This window comes from Ruegeria sp. CDSC002 (assembly GCF_059610905.1).
In genome coordinates, this window is the sequence record NZ_JBXWOM010000019.1 from 1 (window position 1) to 21,390 (window position 21,390).

A 21,390-nucleotide genomic window follows, 5' to 3' on the forward strand; every position below is an offset into this window, starting at 1 on the left:
CGGATGATCTCGGGACTGGTTTTAAAGTATTTGAATGAGGCAGGTCTGGTCATGGGCAAAAGCTACGCAACTGCCCTACCCCGCTCAAGCAAAGTTCTTCTGACAAGACCATTTTGGTGTTCCGTGTCCATGAGGAGGGCCAGCCAGGCAGAGTTTTGGTCAGCGACTGATTTTCAAGACAAAGGCGAAATATCCTTTACCGAATGCATGGTTGTCGGAACCGGGGGGGGTGCCGTTTGCCTTCACACTTGCAACCCTGCTTTTTTCCACCCGCTGCGCCAGCGATCAGCGCAGGTTGGAATAGAGAATAATGGTAAACGTGTTGTCTCGGTTATCGAAGCCGCATTCGGAGCGATTTCGTTCAATTTGACAGCCGCTGTTTTTGCCGCATCTATGTCATCGAGCTCAGCGAGCGAGGCAATCAGCATCAGGTGGCTCATCAGGAAGGTTGCACGCACAGCCAAGGCTTCGCGACAGGCCTGCGCGGCTTCCTCATAACGTCCCAAGTGAAACAAGGCGGCACCCTGTCCCATGAAAGCGGCGTGCCGCAATGGATCACCCGGGCTGAGTTCGACAGACCGGACTGCATGTTCCAGCGCCTTGTCAGGGCGATTCAGCAAATAAAGATTTGCAGCGGCGAGCATGTGGACCGTCGCCGCGTTGGGATTTTCCGACAATGCTTCCTTAAAGGCTGTCCGCGCGCGGGACAGGTCTTGTGCCAGCATAGAGATCGAATGCGCGGCATAAGCCTTTGCAATGCCGTCCGCGCGATCGCTCCGCAGCACCTGCTCTGCGGCCGCGACAGCTGACTTGGGCCCCTGATCTACAGGTTCCAAACCTTGCACAAGACGTTGGATATGAAGCCATGCTAGCAAGCCCGCTGCGGAGGCGTATTCCGGATCTCGATCCAAAGCCAGTTTTGTCAGTCGTATTGCCTCTATGTTGTCTTGGTCAGTCAGCAAGTGGAAATGTGATAAAGCTCGGAGGTAGAGCTCGTATGCCTGTAAGTCCTTGGTGGGTTTTGCTCGCGCACGATTTGTTTCAGCGTGCCGCACCGATGGTTCAATAGCTGTAACTACGTCTTCGGTGACTTGATCTTGAAGATCAAAGATGTCGTCGAGCACACCGTCAAAGCGGTCCGCCCACAAATGGCTCCCATTTTCGGTATCTATGAGCTGTCCCGTGATGCGGACGCGCTGCCCGGAACGCCGAACGGAGCCTTCCAGTACATACCGAACCCCTAAGTCGCGGCCCACGTCGCGGATGTCCGTGCTTTTCCCCTTATAAGAAAAAGAAGAGTTTCGTGCGACGACCATCAACCAACGAAACCGAGATAGCTCAGTTATGATGTCTTCCGTTATGCCATCGGCAAAGAACTCCTGCTCCGGATCACCCGACATATTGTCGAATGGGAGCACTGCGATTCCCGGCCTCACATCCGCCTTGATCGCGAGATTGGCTTTCGTACCCTTTGGCCAACACCAGATTCCAACATGCCGCGTGATGTTTTTCAGTTCGGTTTGCTCTCCGCCGTCGAATAATCCCGCATCGTTACGGTCAAGGCTGTTATGTGACATATCTGAAAAGAGCACTTGTCCCGGCTTCGCGAGAGCCTCCAGACGCGCCGCAACATTGATGCCGTCGCCGAAAATGTCATCGCCATCGGTTACAACTTCCCCTGTGTGAACCCCGATGCGCAGTTTGATGTGGTCAGGTTTGTGGGCGGACTGAACTGCAATCGCGCAAGCTGCTGCTTCAGATGGTGATTGAAACTCGACGATCCAGCCGTCGCCCATGCTTTTGATCAGTGAACCATTGGTATCTTCCACGATCGGGAGAAACGTGTCCTCGCGGAAGGTCTTTAATGCAGCGACTGTGCCAGTACGGTCCTGATCCATCAGCGCGGAATAGCCCACAATGTCGGCGGCCAATACCGTCGTGAGACGTCTTCCCATTCACCCCTCCTCTTTGCAATGAAGTTAGCTCGGTGGGTTGCTTCTGTCAGCCCATTCGTCAGATTTTGAAAAGCCTTAATGAATAGAAAGCACAGGTACAGGCATACACGCACAACTAAAAAGGTAATGCTCAAATACCTGTCGCGCATTCAGCAAACGGTCACCTTCATATCCGCGGAGTTAGTTACTTGCGTTTCTTTAGCTGCCAATGTTCGTGGCAAAACAATTCCGCTTTGGGCTCGTAGCGGTCATTCGCGGCAGTTGGTACGAACGACCACTCTGCGGACCCAAAGTTGCCTTTCGCGGCAGCGCAGCAAATGCACGCTAAGGGAGATCTACCTGCAATAAACCACTGCATTCTGAAAAGAGTTGGATCAGCAGGTGTCATTTCTGTCAAAGGCAATACAGACGTTTGGCCGCCAAAAAACAGCCCGTGTTTACAGCGATTTCTTGATTAGCGCCTCGTATCTCAGCATGATCCCGTTATGGCGATTGAAATCGACAAATGGCTGGACGATCTCGAACTGGGACAATACTCAGACGCTTTTGCACGGCATGATATCGACGCGCGTGTACTACCATTGCTGTCAAACGACGACCTTAAAGAGCTTGGGGTTAGTCTGGGCCACCGAAAAATCATCCTGGCAGCGGTTCAGGAATTGACTGGCCAAAAGCACTGGTCTCAACCGCCACAAGCCGTAGACGCGGATGCAGGCGAAGTCGGCCGGGTCCCCATTTCGGATGAATCGCAAGGCGTGACCTTATCCGCAAGGAAGCCTGCTTCATTAGCGCTCGCAGAGAGGCGTCACTTAACAGTTTTGTTTGCTGATCTCGTCGCCTCGACTGAGTTGACTAACCGGTTTGATCCCGAAGACATGCGCGAACTGCTGCAGAGCTACCAGGATGCGGTTGCAGGTGCTGTTAGCAGGTATGGCGGCTACGTCTCGAAGTATTTGGGCGACGGTCTCCTGGTGTTTTTTGGCTGGCCGACAGCATATGAAGATCATGCAGTTCGGGCTGTAAAGGCTGGTCTTGAGGCCGTTCGGCGGGTCAGAGAGCTTAAAACACCTGACGGTGAGCGTTTGTCAGCCAGGTTAGGTATCGCGAGTGGCGACGTGGTAGTTGGCGATACGATCGGTGAAAACACCTACGAAGAAGGGGCCATGACGGGGCCAATTGTCAATCTGGCAGCGCGGCTTCAGGAACACGCAGAACCGAACTCAGTTGTTTTATCTGCTGAGGAGACCGAAGAAACTTTGCATCGGCTATTTGAGTTTACGTCTCTTGGACAAACCGAGCTGAAAGGTTTCAAAGAACCACGGACCCTTTTGACTGTCGTATCAGAACACAGCGCGGAAAGCCGGTTTCGAGCGTCTTATAGGGACGAAAGTGGCAGCGTCATGATTGGTCGCGACTACGAAAAAGGTATCCTTTTACAATCATGGCTGCGTGCGCAGAACAGTCAGGGAGAGGTTGTTCTGCTTGCCGGTGAAGCTGGAATCGGTAAATCGCGATTGGCGGAAGAGTTTCTCGCTAATGCCGTAGCGGCTAGCGAAGCTGATATTATCAGGCTGAACTGCTCTCCTTACCTTTCCAGTAGCCCGTTCCACCCCGTCGCCCAGAGGATTTCTCAGGATGCTGGTGTGGGGACAGATTTTGATGACGATCAAATTCTCGATCTTGTCAAAAAAATGTTGGAAAGCCGGGAGGGCTTGGAATGGGAAAAGGTTCTGCCCGTCTTTGCCGCGCTGGTTGCGCCTCACAGTGCTCTTGCCCGAAGCGTTCTCGATATGTCACCGCAGGAGCAACGTGACCTCACGATTCAGACGTTAATCCACACGGTTCAGGTACGCGCAAGCACGCGTCCTGTTATTCTTTGTGTTGAGGACGCGCATTGGATTGATCCTTCCACCCAAGCTCTTTTGGATCGCTTCAAAGCAATTTGCGCAGATCTGCCTTTGATGATTTTGATCACCCACAGGCCCGGCTGGGAACTTGCCCATGATGACGGCGAAGCGCACGTACATACGCTCCAGCTGCGTCGGTTTGATACGACCCATGTCTCGAACCTAGTTCTCAATGTTACCGGAAAAGCACCGGACGATGCGCTAATCGCCACAATCATTGAAAAGACGGACGGCGTGCCATTGTTCGTCGAGGAGTTGGCCCGGGCGATTGTTGAGGCGGGTGAGCACGGGCAGGTCCACATACCTTCGTCTTTGAAAGGCACGCTGATGGCACGTCTTGACGCAGTCTCACCAGAGGCCAAACAAGTAGCGTTAACAGGAGCCGTCATTGGACGGGAGTTCGAGCCTAGCTTGCTGGCTTCCGCAATAGGTCTTGCCAGTGCGGAAATTCAATCTCGTATAGAAGAGCTGTCTCGAACGGGTTTGATCTTTGAAAGCGGGTACAATCGAGGGTATTTCGTTTTCCGTCATGCCCTTATTCGGGATACCGCCTATCAATCCATGTTGGGCTCAACCCGCAGGCAACAACACGCAAACGTGGCCCGTGCTTTGATGCAGTTGCGGTCAGCAGAGATTGAACGCCGGCCCGAGTTGGTTGCCCGCCATCTTTCAGAGGCCGAAGAATGGCGTGCTGCGTTCGACAAATGGCAGACGGCAACCGAAATGGCATTGGCGCGATCCGCCAGCCAAGAGGCGATGGTCAACGCTAGGGAAACACTCAAAGCGGCTGAAAATCTTGGATCTGACAACGGCGTCGAAACGATCAAAGCCAAAATCCTGATTGGTCGCAGCCATGACAGCCTGGGTCAGTTGCCAGAGGGGATAGCGGCTTTGAAAGAGGCCTCGGACGCCGCCCGTGGAATAAACGATGTGGCGCTCGCCGCTGATGCTGCGAACCATTTTGCGGACTCGTGTATGATGTCGAGTAAGAGACACGGCGAGGCCATTGAGCTTTGTGTTAGAGCTCTGAACGACCTTCCCGACGATGACGAAGTTCGGCAGTGCAGATTGATGAGCCAACTTGCACGGGCACATATGTTTGTCGGCCAGTTTTCTGAAGGCGCACGCTTTGGTCAGCAATCAATGGAACTGGCCGCGAAACTGGGGGACTATAAATCCCAATTCTCAGTGATGATGATGCATTTTGGGGCACCATTCGTCGCACGCAAAGGAAGAGAGGTACGTCATTGGCGTGAAAATCTTGATGCGATGCATCGAGCGGCCGAAAACCTGGGGAGTATTGATCAGGGCCGGGACCGAACACTTAGTCTTTTTGTCGGGGCCGAAATGGCCGACCGCGACTTGATGGATCATTCACTCGAATTGCTGACGGAGATTTCGGAAAAGGACAACCATCTGCAACTCTACTGGGTACAGAAACACGCACGCGCCATGGTTGCAATTATGGATGGCAATTTTGAGCAGGCGGAGATGCATGCCAACGAAGCGGTGAAAATCGGTCGACAGACACATGGAGAACATGTTGAGGGCGTCTTCGGTGTTCAGATGTTTACCATCCGCCGCGAACAAAACCGGTTGCACGAAGTTGCACCGGTGATCAAGAAGCTGATGACGGATAGCCCGGAAGACATTTCCTGGAAACCAGGATTTGGCCTTATTGCCGCCGAGTTGGGATACAAGGAACCAGCTGAACGCATACTGAATGAAATGGCAGAGAATGGCTTCGATCTTCCCCTTGATGCTATGTTTTCAACTACTTTGTCTTATCTCGCTGACATTTGTGTCGCAGTCGAGCATCTGGGACATGCTGAGACCCTCTATGAAATGCTGACCCCATACGAAGAGCTAACGATCACCGCTGGGGCCACAACAGTTTGCGCCGGGGCGGCTGCAAGACGTCTGGGCAATCTGGCAGCGTTGCTGAAAAACTGGGACGCCGCTGAGAGGATGTTCCATAAGGCGATCGAAATAGACACGCGTATGAAGTGTCCTCCGTGGATTGCGCACAGCAAGGCAGCGTATGCATCCGCGCTAAGGCAACGGGGCCGCACGAATGATTTGAAACTAGCGTTTCAACTAGAAGGGGAAGCGTTGGCAATTTCACAGCAATTGAGTATGGTTTTCCTTAGGTCAAAGCTCGAGGGAGTAGCTGTTTAAAGTCATTTACATGCTTGGGGGAGCATTATGCCAAGGTACATAATTGAGAGAAATTTTGCCGAGCAGCTGAACGTCAGCGACGACGACAAAATTCACATCAAAGAGATCAATGACGAAGTCGGGGTCGAGTGGATTTTCTCGTTCCTCAGCGCAGACAAGCGCAAAACATACTGCCTGTATGAGGCCCCCGACGAGGAAAGTCTTAGAAAGGCGGCCGAGCGCCTTAACATCCCAGCCGATGTCATTACACCCGTGGATCAGATAGATCCCGGAATTTTCGCCTGAATATTCGCAGTTCAAAAACCTAATCCGAGGCGATTTATCTGCGGGACAACGCATCGGAAGTCACAACTACATGAGGCAGCCGCGCAAGAAGCCTGACCTGAAAACAGGGAGGCCTATGCATGTACGACATAAAAACACTCGACGGAATCACGGCAACTGTGAGTCAAGACGCTTTGGATGCGCTTAATTCCTCGCTTCGCGGCGGCGTCTACTTACAGGGCACTCCGGAATATGAAGGCGCAAGAACAACATGGAACAGCATGTTCGAACGTCACCCTGGGTTCGTGATCCGCGCGATGGGGGCGAGCGACGTACAGAAAGCTGTAAACTTTGTTCGAGACGCCAGCCTCATAATGTCAATCCGATCAGGTGGGCATCAAATTGCAGGTCACGCTGTTGCAGACGAGACGGTATTACTCGATCTGTCCCAGATGCAATCGGTACACGTAGACCCTGTCAACAAGACTGCTAGGGTTGCACCGGGTGCATTGCTTGGCGATGTAGATCGCGAAACTCAGGCTCATGGGCTTGCTGTCCCTGTCGGCATCAATTCGACAACTGGAATCGCTGGCCTGACTCTTGGTGGCGGCTTTGGGTGGACGACGCGGAAATTCGGAATGACGATCGACAATCTTCTGTCGGCAGAAGTTGTGACGGCAGATGGGACGATTGTCACCGCCTCGCCCACAAGCCATCCGGAGCTTTTCTGGGCCATCCGCGGTGGAGGCGGCAATTTCGGCGTCGTGACCTCATTCGAGTTCCAGTTGCATGATCTTGGGCCCGATGTTCTGTCCGGCCTGATCGTTCACCCGATCGAAAAGGCGCCAGAGCTGCTTGCAGAATTCGCAGCCATTGCAGATGATTCACCCGATGAGCTGACCGTCTGGAGCGTGATGCGAAAAGCTCCTCCTCTCCCGTTCCTACCAGAAGAGTGGCATGGTAGAGAGGTGCTAATCTTCGCGGCTTGCTACAGCGGCCCTATGAACGAGGGTGAAATAGCAATGTCGGCTTTGCGCGCGCTTGGAGAACCTATAGCCGACGTTATCTCACCTCACAAGTTTGTAGACTGGCAAGCAGCATTCGACCCTTTGCTTACACCGGGCGCTCGGAACTATTGGAAAAGCCATGATTTCGACGCGCTTTCCTCGGAAGCAATCACAGGACTTCTCGAGGCGGTTTCCAGCCTTCCCGACCCTGCTTGCGAAGTATTTATAGCGCATGTAGGTGGCGCAATGGCACGCATTGAACCAGACTCAACAGCTTATCCGCAACGATCAGCACACTTCATAATGAATGTTCACACACGATGGGAAGACCCAAACAAGGATGGTGAGTGTATTGCGTGGGCGCAAGGACTTTATGATCAGATGCGGCCTCATGCGACCGGTAGCGCGTATGTAAACTTTATGCCCGAAGACGAAGCGGAATATATGGCTGGTGCATACGGCCTAAACAGCGGGAAGCTTTCGAAAATAAAGGGCAACTATGATCCAAAAAATCTGTTCAGGATCAATCACAACATAGTGCCTGAGTAGGGCCATCCGATTTAGAAAGACTGATCTGTATGGGCGCATAGAGTTTATGCTTGAAATTTGACAACAAATATTTGGTTGTGCATTCAGACCACCCGATATTTTTCATGTCAAAAATGCCGATACTGTCATTGCTACTGTCAGGCGAATGCCGTGTTCCGCTGCGGCGGCAAGGGCTTTGCTGAACAATTGACCGCTTTGGGCTCAATGCGGTCGTTTGCTAAATTTTCCCGAGAGACCGCATTGCGGACAAAGTGTGAATTCGCTGCGTTTGCACCAAGGTCTGCAATCTCGAGTAACCGGCCGCACGTGTGCGGCCGATCTTTCGATTTTACCGATCTGTGAGGAGATTTTCAGGTTGGTTCCGCTTCACCGGGGGGTGGAACGTTCAGCCGGTTTCACCAAATCCTTTCGGTACTGGCAAATCAGGCAAGGTTGCCGCTCGTTTTTGCAGGGCCCGCCCGATAACTACACGGCTGATTTCGGTTGTCCCGTCCACAATCCGCAGCATTTGTGCGAGGCGGGACAAACGATCCAGACCATAAGGCTGCAGCAGACCCATACCGCCCAACACTTGCGTACAGGTGTTCGCAACCTTCACTGCGGCATCTGGCACAAACCGTTTGGCATGAGCGGCCATCAGAGGGCCTTCGGGTGTGCCAAGGGATTCTGCCGCCTTTCGATAAAGCAGCTTGGAGGCTTCAAGATCGGTCGCAACCTCACCCAGCATCCACTGGATTCCGTCCAGATCGAGGTTCTTGCCGCCAAACATCTTGCGGTTCTTGGAATAGGACAGAGCCGTATCCAATGCGGCTTGCATCAATCCACAGCATCCTGACGCAATCGACACACGGGCGATATCGATCGCCATGAGCGAGCCTTGCAAGCCCTGACCGATCGGCAGGATGATGTTGTCTTCGCTCACCACCACCTTGTCCATGTACATCTCGGCCAGAGGCAAGAAGCTGTAGGACGGGGTATCATAGAGCGGTCCAAAGCTGAGGCCCGGCGCGTCGGCGGGAATGGCGATCATCGCCATATCCTTGTGGCCGGGTGCGTCACTGGTTTTGACCACGGTGAAATAGACATCAGCCTCACCGGCCAAGCTGACCCATGCCTTCGCACCGCTGATCGTCCAAGTGCCGTCATCATTGATCTGGGCGCGCGAATACATGTTTGTGGCATCCGAGCCGGATTGCGGTTCAGTCAGTGCAAAGTTCGCCAGTTTGCGCCCCGAAGTCAGATCCCGCGCCCATTTTTCCTTGAACGCATCCGTGCCATAACCGCAGCCCGCGAAGGTGCAGATGTTATGCATCGACAGGGCAAAGGCATAGGCACCATCGCCCAACCCCAGTTGTTCATAGACCTGAATGCCCTCTGCCAGTGGCAAGCCCTGACCACCAAACTCCTCGGGGGCGTAGAGCCCCGTCAGGCCAGCGGCCCCGGCCTTGTCAGACGCATCACGGGGCCACTTCTTTGCGGCGTTCCAGGCGTCCACATTGGGCAGGATGACCTGCTCGGCGTGGTCGCGTGCGGCTTGGAGTATGGTGGCGAGTTTGTCTGACATTGGTCGGTCCTTTCAGGGGCGATCATTCTCATATGACGCCATAACCCCGCAGCCACGGATGGCCGGATTGATGGGCTGTAAAGGCGAAAATTTAGATAAGAATGCTTTGTTGCAACAAGATTTAGCGATCGGGCTTGCTAAGCTCTATCTCTTGCGCTGACAGATCATTGTCCAAAAGTGACAAAAACGGCGCCTTACGTTTTTTCCTGCGGTAGGAGCTTGGCCTGCTGCCGGTCCAACGCTGAAAGGCCCGATGAAAGTTGGCAGCCGAGGAAAAGCCCACATCCTGCGCAATTGCCTCAACGCTTTTGCGCCCCGCCTGCAGGTCGCGGATCGCGGTGTCGCGGCGCAGGGCGTCTTTTATGGCCTGAAACGACGTGCCATCCGCCTGCAACCTGCGGATCAGGGTGCGCGGGGTCATGTGCATTGCGGATGCTGTCTGGGTCAGGGTGGCCGCGTCCCATCCCGCTTGGCCCAGATAGGTGCGCACGCGCAGCGATTGGGTGTGTTCACGCGACGAGGTGAAAATCCAGTCCCGCGGCGCGTTTTGCAAAAACCGGTCAAGGTCAGCGGTGCTGCGCGTCTGCACGGGACCCAGTGCATTCGGATCGAACGAGATTGCGGTGGCGGGCTGGCCAAACCGCAGCGATGCAGGAAAGATGATCGCGTAATCCTGATCAAAGTCCGGGCGATCAAACGCGAAATCAACGGCTTTAACCGGAACCTCATGCCCTGCCAGCCAAGACATGAGCCCGTGGGCAAGTTTGAGGATCAGCATGTGGCCAAACCGTTGCACAGGCGCATCTGTTTGCGGGTTCAGGCTCAGTGTGAGGGCGCTGTCAGTGTCATCCAGATCAAACTGATAGTCATCCAGCAGCAAATTCCAGAAGGTCGAAAACCGGTAAAGTGCAGATGGCAAGGATGTGGCTTCGCGCACTGTCGTCAGAAGGTGTTGCAGGGCACGCGGTCGCACGGGCCTGCTCCAAAGCCCCATCATCTCATCGCCGGTCTCAACTGCAGCAAGTTGATAGAGGCAAACGATCTGATCCAGCGTGACGCGACCATTCGGCGAGCGCGTATCCGCGTTCAGACCGGACCGGCTCAGCAGCGAAGCCATCTGCGCCTCTGGGCACAGGGCACGCAGCGCCGCCAGCCAGTCATCGACAAACTGGCTGGAAACCGTGGAAAGGATCGTTGGCGCGACATTGGTCATAACGCCTCAGGAGGTATCACCAATTCCGGTCGACATGAAACGCAGGCTTGCAGATGGCGACCCTCGCAGATGACAGAATGTCAATGTCTCAACCAGATAACGCTCTGCTTGAACTAATTTCAGTGGGGTCAGGCGACTTCGAACAGTGCTGCGGCGCCCATGCCTCCGCCGACACACATGGAGGTCACCACGTATTTCACGCCACGACGCCTCCCCTCAATCAGAGCATGCCCGACTTGTCTCGCACCTGTCATGCCGTAGGGGTGGCCAATCGATATTGCACCGCCGTTCACGTTGTAGATTTCGGGATCGATCCCAAGATGGTCACGGCAATACAGAACCTGGCAGGCAAAGGCTTCGTTAAGCTCCCAAAGGCCGATGTCTTCGATGCGAAGACCTGCATTCTTCAGCAGCTTTGGAATTGCAAAGATCGGGCCGACCCCCATCTCTTCCGGTGCGTTTCCTGCAACAGCCATGCCGCGATAGATACCTAGCGGTGTGAGGCCCTGCTGCTCAGCCACTTTGCCTTCCATGAGCACACAAGCCGAGGCCCCGTCAGAGAGTTGGCTTGCGTTTCCGGCAGTAATCACGCCTCCTTCGACAACTGGGTTCAATGCCCCGAGAGTTTCGGCCGTCGTGCCCGGCCGGTTGCCTTCGTCTTTTGACAAGGTCACCTCGTCCAGGGTTTCCTCTCCGGTTTCGCGGTTCTTGACCCGCTTTATCGCAGTGATCGGAACGATCTCGTCATCAAAGGCGCCAGCGGCCTGAGCCCGGGCCGTCCGACCTTGGGAAAGTGCAGCGTATTCATCCTGGGCGTCACGACTGATCCCATATACCTGCGCCACATTTTCCGCCGTCATCAGCATCGGCATATAGGCATGTTCAGATTGGGCGATAACGTTTGGATCTTTCTCATCGCCCGCCCATTTCAGATAGGCATTCTGCAGGATGGAAATATTTTCCTGCCCGCCTGCCACCGAGACATTCTGACCATCCACAATGACCTGCTTTGCGGCCGTCGCAATGGCCATCAATCCCGATGAACATTGCCTGTCGATCGTCTGTCCTGCCACCGTATTGGGAAGGCCCGCCGCCAGCGCCGACAAACGCGCGACATTCATGCCTGCGGTTCCCGCCGTAAGGACCGATCCGATGACGACATCTTCGATCGAACCGGGGTCCACGCCTGCACGTTCAACAGCGTGTTGAATGGCGTGCCCCATCATGGTAGGGGATTTGATGTTGTTCAGCGCACCTTTGAAGGCAGCCCCAATAGGGGTTCGTGCGGTTGAGACGACAACGGCTGCTCTCATGATTTTTCCTTTTTGGCATCAAAATGCGCGGCAAGTGTTACGCACGAGGTTGCGAGTTCTTCCAGCAAAGGCGCAGGCGTGAACCACATCTCACCATAGGCACCAAGCGACTGCCGATAGTGGTTCATGCGTTCCAGAATCTGGCTTAATCCAAACTCGTCGGCATAGTGCATTGGGCCGCCGCGCCAGTTCGGAAAGCCATAGCCGTTGGTCCAGATCAGGTCGCAATCACCCGGGCGCGTTGCAATGCCCTCTTCAAGGATCAAGAAGCCCTCGTTGATCAGGGGAAACAGACACCGTTCAAGGATTTCCTGATCGTCGATGTCCCTGCGCTTCACACCATGCAGGTCCGCCAGATCGGAACTGATTTGAACTATCTCAGGGTCTTCGACCCGTGTCCGTCCCTCGTAGACATAGCTTCCACGCCCGGTTTTCTGACCCAGTCGGCCCAGTTCAAACAACCTGTCCTGCACAGCCTGGTATGTCGGGTCATGCGCGATTTCACTACGCCGTTCCTGACGCACGCGTGCGCCCACATCGACTCCGGCCAGATCTGCCATCGCATGAATGCCCATGGCCATGCCGAAGCCTTCAAGGACGTCATCCACCTGTTTCGGCGTCACCCCCTCAAGAAGCAGACGAGATCCTTCGCGGAAGTATGGTTCCAGCATCCGGTTTCCAACAAAGCCGTAGCACACGCCAACCGTGACAGGGAGCTTCCGGATCTTCTTTGCGACCGTGATTGCCGTTGCAATGACATCGGGAGCGGTCTTGGCGCCGCGCACCACCTCCAGCAAGCGCATGACATTGGCCGGGCTGAAGAAATGGAGACCAATCACATCCTCCGGGCGGGACGTGACCGCGGCGATTTCATCAAGATCCAATGTCGATGTGTTTGAGGCCAGTATCGCGCCAGGTTTGGCGTGCTGGTCTAGGCTCGCGAAAATTTGGTGTTTGACATTCATGCTTTCAAACGCCGCTTCAATGATCAGGTCAGCCTTCGCAAGGTCTGCATAGCTGAGCGTCCCGGTGGCGTTGGCGGCGATTGCCTCTGCCCGATCGGCACTGAGCCGCCCTTTTTGAGCCGCACGCTGGAAATGCTCCCGGACCTTTTCCAGCCCCTGTTCCAGCGCAGTTTGTGTGGTTTCCAGAAGCGTGACCGGATATCCCGCCTGCAGAAAGGCGATGGCAATGCCGCGCCCCATCGTTCCGGCACCGATCACGGCGACCGATGAAATGCTACGTGGTTGGTCAGCACGGGTAACGCCGGGAACCTTGGTGCATTCACGCTCTGCGAAGAACAGATGCCGCCCCGCGCGCGATTGAGGTGTGTCGAGCAGTTCAGCGAAACCTGCCTTCTCTTGTGCCAACCCCTCGGCCAGCGGCAATTCGCACGCGGCCTCGATGGATACCAAGCAGCGTTCAGGGGCGACAAGGTTTTTGGACGTGTGCGCTATCTGGTCTCGGAAACCCGTCAGATATCCCTTCGGATCAGGGTGTGTGACGGTCATATCCATGCAACCGCGTTTCGGATCGCCCTCATGGCTGACACGGGTGGCGAAACCCAAAACATGCGCGCGAAAATCCTGGTCGTTCTCAAATAGTGCGTCGACCAGCCCACAAGACAGGGCATATTCGCCTTTCACGGGATCACCCGAGAGGATCATTTGCGTTGCCGCTTCCAGCCCGGCAATCCGGGGTAGTCGCTGGGTGCCTCCGGCACCAGGCAGCAGCCCCAGTTTGATCTCAGGTAGGCCCATCACGGCATCCGGCGTGGCGACACGGTAATCACAGGCAAGCGCGATCTCCAGCGCACCACCCATCGCGGGACCTGCTATCGCGACGATAATGGGTTTCTTGCTGGTTTCAATCGTTTCACACAGGTCTGGCAAGTCCGGCTTGTCCCAAACTGCCCCGGTACGGAACTCGACGATGTCAGCGCCGCCGCAAAAGAGCGGCAGAGCCGAACATAGAACGATGGCTTTGACCTGTTCATCGGCGTCCAACTCGTGGATGGCCGAGGAAAGCGCCAGTCGCATCTTGAGACCAAGAGCGTTCACTGGCGGGGCATTCAGCTCAATGAAAGCGACACCCTCGGTATGTTTAATGGAAATCATGTTTGGAAACCTCAATTGGACTGTTTGGCAAGATCTTGTTCGATCTCTGCCCAATCGTCGAAGTGGATTACATTGCAGGGTGAATTCACGTTCTCGAGCCAGACAAAGACGGAGATGAATGGCTGGTCATAGACCCGGGTGGCGTGGGGATCGCCCGCCGCGTTCCAGATAAGTGATCCAGCCGGATAATCCTGCCAGTCACGGGTGCCAAACCGCCAACCAGATTTCTCGGAAAGGTTCAGGTACAGTTCTGGCGCGTCGTGGTTGTGGTCGCGATACAGCGTCCTTGGTCCCAGCATGAAAATGCCAAGGTTGAAATCGAGATGGTGATATCCACATGCATCCGGCCCGATCAGCAGAGTATGCAGGTTGCACCTTGTGTATCCCTCTCCCAAATCGGCACCGGGGGGATAGAATTGGGCGTTGTCTTCGCGCCAGATCAGATCATCCTTGGCCGCTTTCAGACAGCCTGCGATTTCCTGCAATTCCGGGGCTGCAATCCCGGCGACAGCGTTCTTCAGAACCTCATCATGCCGGGTTCCTTGGGGAGGTAAGTCAATGAGCTTCTCATCGGACAGATCCATGGCTGCCAGCTTGTCCAACGTCAGATCAACGCCGCGCGTGGCAGCTCTGTGAGCCTGCAGATAGGTGACAATCGATTGAATAAGCGCCTGAATACGACGTTGTTTGTCTGTCATGATTTTAGGTCCGAGCGCGTTGAAATATCTTGCCGCACGAGTTTCTTGTCGAGCTTGCCGACGCTGGTTTTAGGTAGGCGGTCGACAAAGATTAATTCGTCTGGAACTGCCCATTTTGAGATCTCGCCTGCGTCAACCCACGACTGGATTTCTTCCATGACTCTCAAGCGCACAAGATCCGGGTCGGCATCCTTTGCGGCTTGAGCGACCAACACTGGCCTTTCGCCCCATTTCGCGTGCGGCAGCCCGATTGCTGCGACGTCCTCAACGCCGCTGCAAGACGATGCTATGTTTTCCAGTGCCAGTGAGGATATCCATTCGCCGCCGGTCTTAATCACATCCTTGAGGCGGTCAGTAATCTGCAACGATCCATTCTCGCGGATATACCCAACATCCCCGGTATGCAGATACCCACCGTCCCAAAGCTCATCCGAGGCTTGCGCATTATCCAGATAGCCTTGTGTCAACCAGGGAGCCCGAGCAACAACTTCGCCGGTTGTTTCGCCGTCATGTGGGACGTCCTGCATATCCGGTGTCACAACACGAAGGTCGACAAGAGGGCCGGGAAAGCCGGTTTGCGCCTGCATCTCGGGGTCATTGCTGGACAAATCGGCCACCGTCAGAAACGGACAGGTTTCGGACATCCCATAGGCCGCATGTAAGGATATGCCTGCCGCCGCGGCGCGGTCCTGCAGGCCTCGCGGCAAAGCGGCCCCGCCAATGATCACTTTCCATCTGTCCAGGTCAATTTGTGGGCAGCCCGGATGGTCGAGCACCATTGACAGAACCGTGGGCACGCAGTGTGAAAAGGTGACGTTTTCGTCTGCAATCAATCGCAAGATTGTGTCAGGGTCATATCGACCGGGATAGACCTGACGCAGCCCCAGCATCGTTGCGGCATATGGAAATCCCCAGCCGTGGACGTGAAACAAGGGCGTCAGCGGCATGTAGACGTCGCCGCGATGAAATCCGGCATTCCCGGGCCATGCGCCGAAACCTGCGATCAAGCTCAATGTGTGAAGGACCAACTGCCGATGTGAATAGCTCACCCCCTTGGGATTGCCGGTGGTCCCGGTTGTATAAAACAAGGTTGCCGTTTGGTTTTCATCGAAGTCCGGGAAGTCAAAGCTGCCTGGGGCTTTGCCTATCCACTCTTCATATCCTTCTCCGTCTCCAATCGGCACGATGGTGATGTCCCGATCAAAGCCCGATTTGATACCCTCAATGAGCGGCATGAAATCGCGGTGCACGATGATCAGATCCGGTTGTCCATGGTTGATCGTATAAAGAACCTGAGCAGGAGACAGACGCACGTTGATCGTGAAAAGGGACCCGCCCATCATCGGGATCGCGAAAAAACACTCAAGATAACGGTGCGTATCCCAATCCATGACACCAACGCGCATACCCTCATGTATCCCGCTCGCCTTTAAAGAATTGGCAAGTTGGCGCACGCGTTTGCCCAAGTCCGCATAGCTCAACCGCATTTCGGTGCCGCTGACGATCTCTTGGCTGGCTGACGCGAGCTGGGATCCGGCCAGCAAGTGTTTAATCAGCAACGGATAGCCATATGCATTTGGCGAGGGTGAAAGTGGTGGCATGAAGGTGGAATCCCATAACATCTCTATCTGCTAATCTGGCATTTCTCACCCCGTGGAAGAATTGAAAGAAATTTCCTTTCATCAAGAAATTCTAACCGATCACATCGCACCGCGAATTGCGTGCTACCCCCTGACAGGTTATGAAAAAGAGTATCAATACCCTGCTATGTTCGCGCCCGTCGTCGGATAACTCTGCTTGAGGGTAAGCAGAATTGATTTCATCGAGGAGATGCAGCAATGACCACTCACATGCCCACGCTGGTTTCACTGCGCGCTTTTGAGGCGGTGGCGCGTCACAAGAGTTTCCGAAAGGCCGCTGACGAGATTTGTGTGACGCATGCGGCAGTCAGCCACCAGGTCAAAGCATTAGAAACAACAATCGGTGTTAAACTACTGGAACGCACAAGCCGTTCGGTCGAGCTAACACCGGCTGGCGAGCAATATTACCCGCCAATACGCGAACACATTCAGGGAATCATCAAAGCCACTCGGCGCATCCAGACACCTGAGGAACCGGACGTGTTGCTCGTTCAGTCCTACGCAAGTTTCAATACAATGTGGTTACAGCCCAGATTGGCAGACTTTCTTCAGGATAATCCGGACACACGCGTGCGCATCGTCTCTACTTTTGAAGACGGTGATTATGACATGCACCGGTTCGATGTGGGCGTGTTCAACGCGCCACCATTTGACAAACGGTTTGACTATAGCCCCTTGTTCGAAACGGATATCTACCCGGTATGTGCTCCGGAGGCCTTGAAAACCGCAAGCGGTGGAATGCCGCTGGAAGAGCTAAGAAATTTCCTGTTGCTGAGTGTCCCAAACACATGGAATGAGCCGGATGACTGGGACTGCTGGTTGGATGCGGCGGGCTTAGATCGCGAAACGATGAAATTTGGCTCTGTTTTCGACAATTACCCGCTGGTCCGTGAAGCTGTTCTAAAAAATCACGGTATCAGCGTCGCAAGAGCACCGTTTTGCACGCGTGACCTTGAAAGGGAGCGCCTGGTCAAACCGTTTGATATTTCGGTGCCCGAGCCAGGCAGCTGGTATCTGGCGACGCAAAAAGAACGTGCACCCAACCCAAAGCTCGATACGTTTGTTGACTGGCTGTTCGAACAGATCGAAGCCGACCCAAACATGCGGCTATTTCGGGCCTGATCTGATGAATTCCAGCTTTGTCGTCAGCGCGCGTCAGGACTGACGTGCGCCTGCTTCGGATGCGACGCGAGGGACGAGTGCGCGAACCAGTTCAGTCATATCCAGTGAGCCGACTGTCTTCTCCCCATCCTTGACAACATAGGCGTGTGACGTATCCCCGCCGGACCGCGCGATCATGCTTTCGAGCGTGTCGTTCACGTCCACTTCGCCATGGGCATCTTCTGGCACTTGGCCACCGTCCAGCGGGGTCATGATCGAGCGGACCCGCAGAACCCGTGCTCGGTTGATGTCGCTCACGAAGTCTTCGATGTAAGGATCGTTGGGGTTCAACAGAATATGCTGCGGCTCGCCCTGCTGCACGACAAAGCCGTCTTTAAGGATCACAAGGTGATCGGCCAGCTTCAACGCCTCATCTAGATCGTGAGTGATGAAGATGATGGTCTTGTGCAGCTCTTTTTGCAGCTCGAGCAGCAGGTCTTGCATGTCTGTTCGGATCAGTGGGTCAAGAGCCGAGAAAGCCTCGTCCATCAGCATGATCGGTGTGTTCGCGGTCAGCGCCCGGGCAATGCCCACACGCTGTTGCATCCCACCGGACAATTGCGCTGGATAATGGTTCTCGAACCCGCTCAGACCCACGCGATCCAGCCACTTGGCGGCTTCACGGTCGCAAGTCGCCTCGTCCTCGCCGCGCACCGAGAGCGGCATGCCTGCGTTCTTCAGCACGGTTTTGTGCGGCAAAAGCGCGAACTTCTGGAACACCATCGACATCTTTTCCTGTCGAGCATGGCGCAACCCGTCCTCGGACAGTTGCATCACGTCCTCACCCTGCACGATGATCTCGCCCGCAGTGGGTTCGATCAACCGGTTCAGGTGGCGGATCAGAGTAGATTTCCCAGAGCCGGACAGGCCCATGACCACTGTGATTTCCCCCGCCTGCATATCGACGTTGATGTTGTTGAGCCCCAACACGTGCCCGTGCTGCGCCAGCAATTCTTCCTTGCCCATGCCTCCTTTGGCATGCTGCAACACGTCCTTGTCGCGGGCGCCAAAGATTTTATAGAGCCCGGACAGGCGGACCATTGGTTGTGTCATTGAACCGGCTCCTTAATGTTTGACTTGGGTCTTATCGACCCGTGTGAGAGCTGCCTTGGATACGCGGTCAAGGATCACGGCCAGCAGAACAATGCCGATGCCCGCGACGATGCCCACACCCAGTTCAAGGTTTCGGATACCGCGCAACACGTTCACGCCAAGGCCAGGGGCCGAAACAAGAGAGGCGATCACGACCATGGCAAGGCTCATCATGATGGTCTGGTTGATTCCGGCCATGATATTGGGCAGCGCTAAAGGGAGTTGCACCCGCATCAGTTTCTGGCGGTCCTTCATGCCAAAGGCATTGGCCGCCTCGATCACATCCCTGTCGACAAGCCGGATGCCAAGGTCGGTCAAACGGATCACCGGCACAATCGCGTAAAGGATGATCGCAATCCCGTACAGTTTGGATTCCGTGACCGAGAACAAGAAAATCAGAGGGATCAGGTACACGAATGTCGGCAGGGTCTGCAGCAGGTCGAGCAACGGAACGACGCCTTTTTGCAATCGGTCGGATTTCGACATGGCAATTCCAATGGGCACACCGAACAGCACCGAAATCGTCGTACACACAAAGACGATCGACAGGGTTTGCATCGCCACATCGTAGTGGTCTACGAGGGCCAGCATCATAATCGAGGCGGCCACGAAGATCGTCACAGGGCGCGAACGTGACGCGTACCAGGAAATCGCCACCAGAAGCGGTACCATGATGAACCATGGCGTCGCTTCAAACAGCCAAAGTGCGCCATCCAATATCCAGCTCAATGGCTGCGTGATCGGGTCCAGAACGGTTTTCAGGACCGGTTTGGCTGCCAGAAACCCTTCTTCGATCCCGTTGGTTACATCGCGCGACTGCCATATGCGGTTGCAGCTTTCGTGCAGATTATCAAACGAGGGAATTGGAATGAGCGGCTCAGAGGCCTCTTCTCCTCCTGCTTGCGCCGCAAGATCAGCCAGCGAAAGAGGCGCTTTGTCATCGGACGTGCCACACCATTCGCTCAAACCCAATGCGCTGAATAACTTGTCATAGAAGGCCATTTTTCCCACTTTCCGATCTACTTCAGTGCGTTAGGGGCATCGCTGAGGATGCCCCTGTCCATGCAGTTTACTGCAGCAAGGCGGAAAGTTTGTCGCGCGCAGCATCGTTAAGCCACGCCCCCCAGACATCCTTGTAGGTTGTTAGGAAATGCACCGCGCCTTCATCGTAGGAGGCATTGTTGTCTTCAACCCATGCCAGCGTTTCGCCCATCTGAGCGTTGGTGAAGGATAGATTTGTCATCAGGTCAGACACTGCTGCGTTTTCGGCCATGAATTCTTTCGACAGAACTGTAACGACTTCACTGCGGGGGAAGGCGCTCATTTCTGGCGTCGCGCATTCCGCTGTGATGTTGCAGGCGTGCTTTTCAGGGTCATGGGGGCCCATATCGACCAGGGTCATCGGGTATTTGCCCAGTACCGATGTTGGTGCCCAATAAAAGCCGAACCATGGCTCTTTGTTTTCGTAGGCGGCAGCGATCGAAGCCGCAAGGGTTTCGCCTGATCCATGCACGAAGTTTTCAATGCCTGCATCAATCAGCCCGCCTGCCTTCATCAGGTTGGTGCTGACATTTAGACAGGTCCATCCCTCGGGGCAGTTGTGAAAGCGATTTCCGACGAGTTCGGGGTTGGCTGCGATGCCTTCAATTGTTGCCAGTTCCGGATGCTCTTCCACAAGGTAGTTCGGAACAAAGAACCCTTCGACACCGCCATCTGACAAAACTTCGGTCACAGGAATGATCGCACCTGAAGCAACCAGCCCTTGGTAAGCCGGCGCGCCGTTTGTCCAGATTTCAGTCAGAATATCGGGCTCTCCGGTCTCGGATACGGATGCCAGCGCAGGGTTGCTCGAGAGCGGAACCGTGGTCACTTCGCAACCATAGCCTTGCTCCATCAGAAACTTCGAGACCGCGGTCACAATTTGCGCTGACCCCCAATCGGCCTGCATCAGTGATACTTCACCGCATTCGTTTGCCTGGGCCGCCGAAGCGGTGATTGCCGCAGCAAATACGCACCCGAGACCCGCTGAAATCTTGAACATTTCTTTCCTCCTTGTCATCGGCGAAACAGGGGCAGAGAAACGCTCCAAGCCAAAATTCGCCTTGTTTGTAGTGATGATTTGTACCGACAGGCCTAATGGCAAAAAACTGAAAAGAATTTTGGATCATGTACAATTGTTTACAGGTGGAGAGTTGAAGCCAGGCTCGAATTTAGTGACCTCCGTTCCAACGAAAGCTTCTTAGATGTAAATCCATAGGTGGCTTATGCGTGTGTATTATTGCCTCTTCTCAGGAGTCGGCAGGAGGAGTGATCAAACCCGGGGACGTCCGTTCTGTGCTCATCACGCCCATTCGAACTAGCTGCAGCATCGGTAGATTGAGGCTCGATGCGGCCATTCGGTAGAATTCAGTGAATGTCTGCTTTGCGGACAAAACAGCCGTTCGCGACATACGATGCAGCGGTTAAGGCGGATGCGAAGTTTGCAGAAGCTCGTCGCCGTTCACTCCTCCGTCTCCAATCACTTCAACCAGGGGCGATCCCTTCCCAGCCGAGACACCTTCAAGTTGTCACGGCACCGCCGCTCTTGCCGAGTGGCGCGAACTTGGCGCGTTACAAGCGACATCTCTGTTGGCCTAGCTGAGACTTGTTCGAACCGGCCTCACAGTATCCATCGATATGCTTATTGATCCTTGTCAAGATTGGCGCGGGCAAGAAGTGGTACTGTCAATGGT

Annotated in this window: 14 protein-coding genes and 2 pseudogenes; 6 read left to right on the plus strand and 10 right to left on the minus strand. The window is 54.8% G+C overall.

The annotated features are described in order from the left end of the window. Positions 1–242 precede the first annotated feature (242 nt). On the minus strand, positions 243–1,931 hold the full coding sequence (locus tag AC2FJE_RS22480; protein ID WP_282168721.1) for an adenylate/guanylate cyclase domain-containing protein: 1,689 nt from the start codon (positions 1,929–1,931) through the stop codon (positions 243–245). A gap of 509 nt (positions 1,932–2,440) precedes the next feature. Between AC2FJE_RS22480 and AC2FJE_RS22485 the strand changes: the two are divergent. The 4 genes and pseudogenes from AC2FJE_RS22485 to AC2FJE_RS22500 form a co-directional block, all read left to right on the plus strand. Beyond that, positions 2,441–2,605: pseudogene (locus tag AC2FJE_RS22485) on the plus strand (SAM domain-containing protein); the annotation flags it as partial. A 105-nt stretch (positions 2,606–2,710) separates the two neighbouring features. Continuing rightward, complete coding sequence (locus tag AC2FJE_RS22490) at positions 2,711–6,040, plus strand: ATP-binding protein (RefSeq protein ID WP_496761503.1); 3,330 nt, start codon at positions 2,711–2,713, stop codon at positions 6,038–6,040. A 27-nt stretch (positions 6,041–6,067) separates the two neighbouring features. After that, positions 6,068–6,325 carry a DUF4242 domain-containing protein gene (locus tag AC2FJE_RS22495; protein WP_058274660.1) on the plus strand — a complete coding sequence of 86 codons (258 nt, stop codon included), beginning with the start codon at positions 6,068–6,070 and terminating at the stop codon, positions 6,323–6,325. Between the two features lie 119 nt (positions 6,326–6,444). Next, a complete protein-coding gene (locus AC2FJE_RS22500) occupies positions 6,445–7,860 on the plus strand; it encodes an FAD-binding oxidoreductase (RefSeq protein WP_496758594.1) in 1,416 nt (471 codons plus the stop codon). A gap of 385 nt (positions 7,861–8,245) precedes the next feature. On the opposite strand, the gene AC2FJE_RS22505 is transcribed toward AC2FJE_RS22500, so the two are convergent. The 6 genes from AC2FJE_RS22505 to AC2FJE_RS22530 form a co-directional block, all read right to left on the minus strand. Then, positions 8,246–9,424, minus strand: a complete 1,179-nt coding sequence (locus AC2FJE_RS22505; protein WP_142638596.1) for an acyl-CoA dehydrogenase family protein — start codon at positions 9,422–9,424, stop codon at positions 8,246–8,248. Positions 9,425–9,545: 121 nt separating this feature from the next. Then, positions 9,546–10,637 (minus strand): AraC family transcriptional regulator, encoded by a 1,092-nt coding sequence (locus tag AC2FJE_RS22510; protein WP_246097261.1) that lies wholly within the window; start codon positions 10,635–10,637, stop codon positions 9,546–9,548. 128 nt (positions 10,638–10,765) lie between these two features. Further along, positions 10,766–11,950, minus strand: a complete 1,185-nt coding sequence (locus AC2FJE_RS22515; protein ID WP_142638594.1) for an acetyl-CoA C-acyltransferase — start codon at positions 11,948–11,950, stop codon at positions 10,766–10,768. After that, entirely contained in the window at positions 11,947–14,067 is a 2,121-nt protein-coding gene (locus AC2FJE_RS22520) for a 3-hydroxyacyl-CoA dehydrogenase NAD-binding domain-containing protein (protein ID WP_142638592.1), read from the minus strand. The genes AC2FJE_RS22515 and AC2FJE_RS22520 overlap by 4 nt, the downstream gene beginning before the upstream one ends. 11 nt (positions 14,068–14,078) lie before the next feature. Beyond that, positions 14,079–14,765, minus strand: a complete 687-nt coding sequence (locus AC2FJE_RS22525; protein ID WP_058277181.1) for a dimethylsulfonioproprionate lyase family protein — start codon at positions 14,763–14,765, stop codon at positions 14,079–14,081. Further along, positions 14,762–16,366 carry a fatty acid--CoA ligase gene (locus AC2FJE_RS22530; protein WP_142638589.1) on the minus strand — a complete coding sequence of 535 codons (1,605 nt, stop codon included), beginning with the start codon at positions 16,364–16,366 and terminating at the stop codon, positions 14,762–14,764. The genes AC2FJE_RS22525 and AC2FJE_RS22530 overlap by 4 nt, the downstream gene beginning before the upstream one ends. Positions 16,367–16,603: 237 nt before the next feature. On the opposite strand from AC2FJE_RS22530, the gene AC2FJE_RS22535 reads away from it, so the two are divergent. After that, the gene (locus AC2FJE_RS22535; protein ID WP_496761499.1) at positions 16,604–17,527 is read left to right on the plus strand and encodes a LysR substrate-binding domain-containing protein; all 924 of its coding nucleotides are present in this window, start codon (positions 16,604–16,606) and stop codon (positions 17,525–17,527) included. 33 nt (positions 17,528–17,560) lie between these two features. On the opposite strand, the gene AC2FJE_RS22540 is transcribed toward AC2FJE_RS22535, so the two are convergent. The 3 genes from AC2FJE_RS22540 to AC2FJE_RS22550 all read right to left on the minus strand — a co-directional run bounded on the left by AC2FJE_RS22540 (position 17,561) and on the right by AC2FJE_RS22550 (position 20,699). After that, the gene (locus tag AC2FJE_RS22540) at positions 17,561–18,619 is read right to left on the minus strand and encodes a quaternary amine ABC transporter ATP-binding protein (RefSeq protein ID WP_058274115.1); all 1,059 of its coding nucleotides are present in this window, start codon (positions 18,617–18,619) and stop codon (positions 17,561–17,563) included. 12 nt (positions 18,620–18,631) lie between these two features. After that, on the minus strand, positions 18,632–19,660 hold the full coding sequence (locus AC2FJE_RS22545; protein WP_058274114.1) for an ABC transporter permease: 1,029 nt from the start codon (positions 19,658–19,660) through the stop codon (positions 18,632–18,634). Between the two features lie 67 nt (positions 19,661–19,727). After that, positions 19,728–20,699, minus strand: coding sequence for an ABC transporter substrate-binding protein (locus tag AC2FJE_RS22550; RefSeq protein WP_142638587.1), 972 nt, complete (start codon positions 20,697–20,699; stop codon positions 19,728–19,730). A gap of 397 nt (positions 20,700–21,096) precedes the next feature. On the opposite strand from AC2FJE_RS22550, the pseudogene AC2FJE_RS22555 reads away from it, so the two are divergent. Beyond that, positions 21,097–21,295: pseudogene (locus AC2FJE_RS22555) on the plus strand (hypothetical protein); the annotation flags it as partial. Positions 21,296–21,390 lie beyond the last annotated feature (95 nt).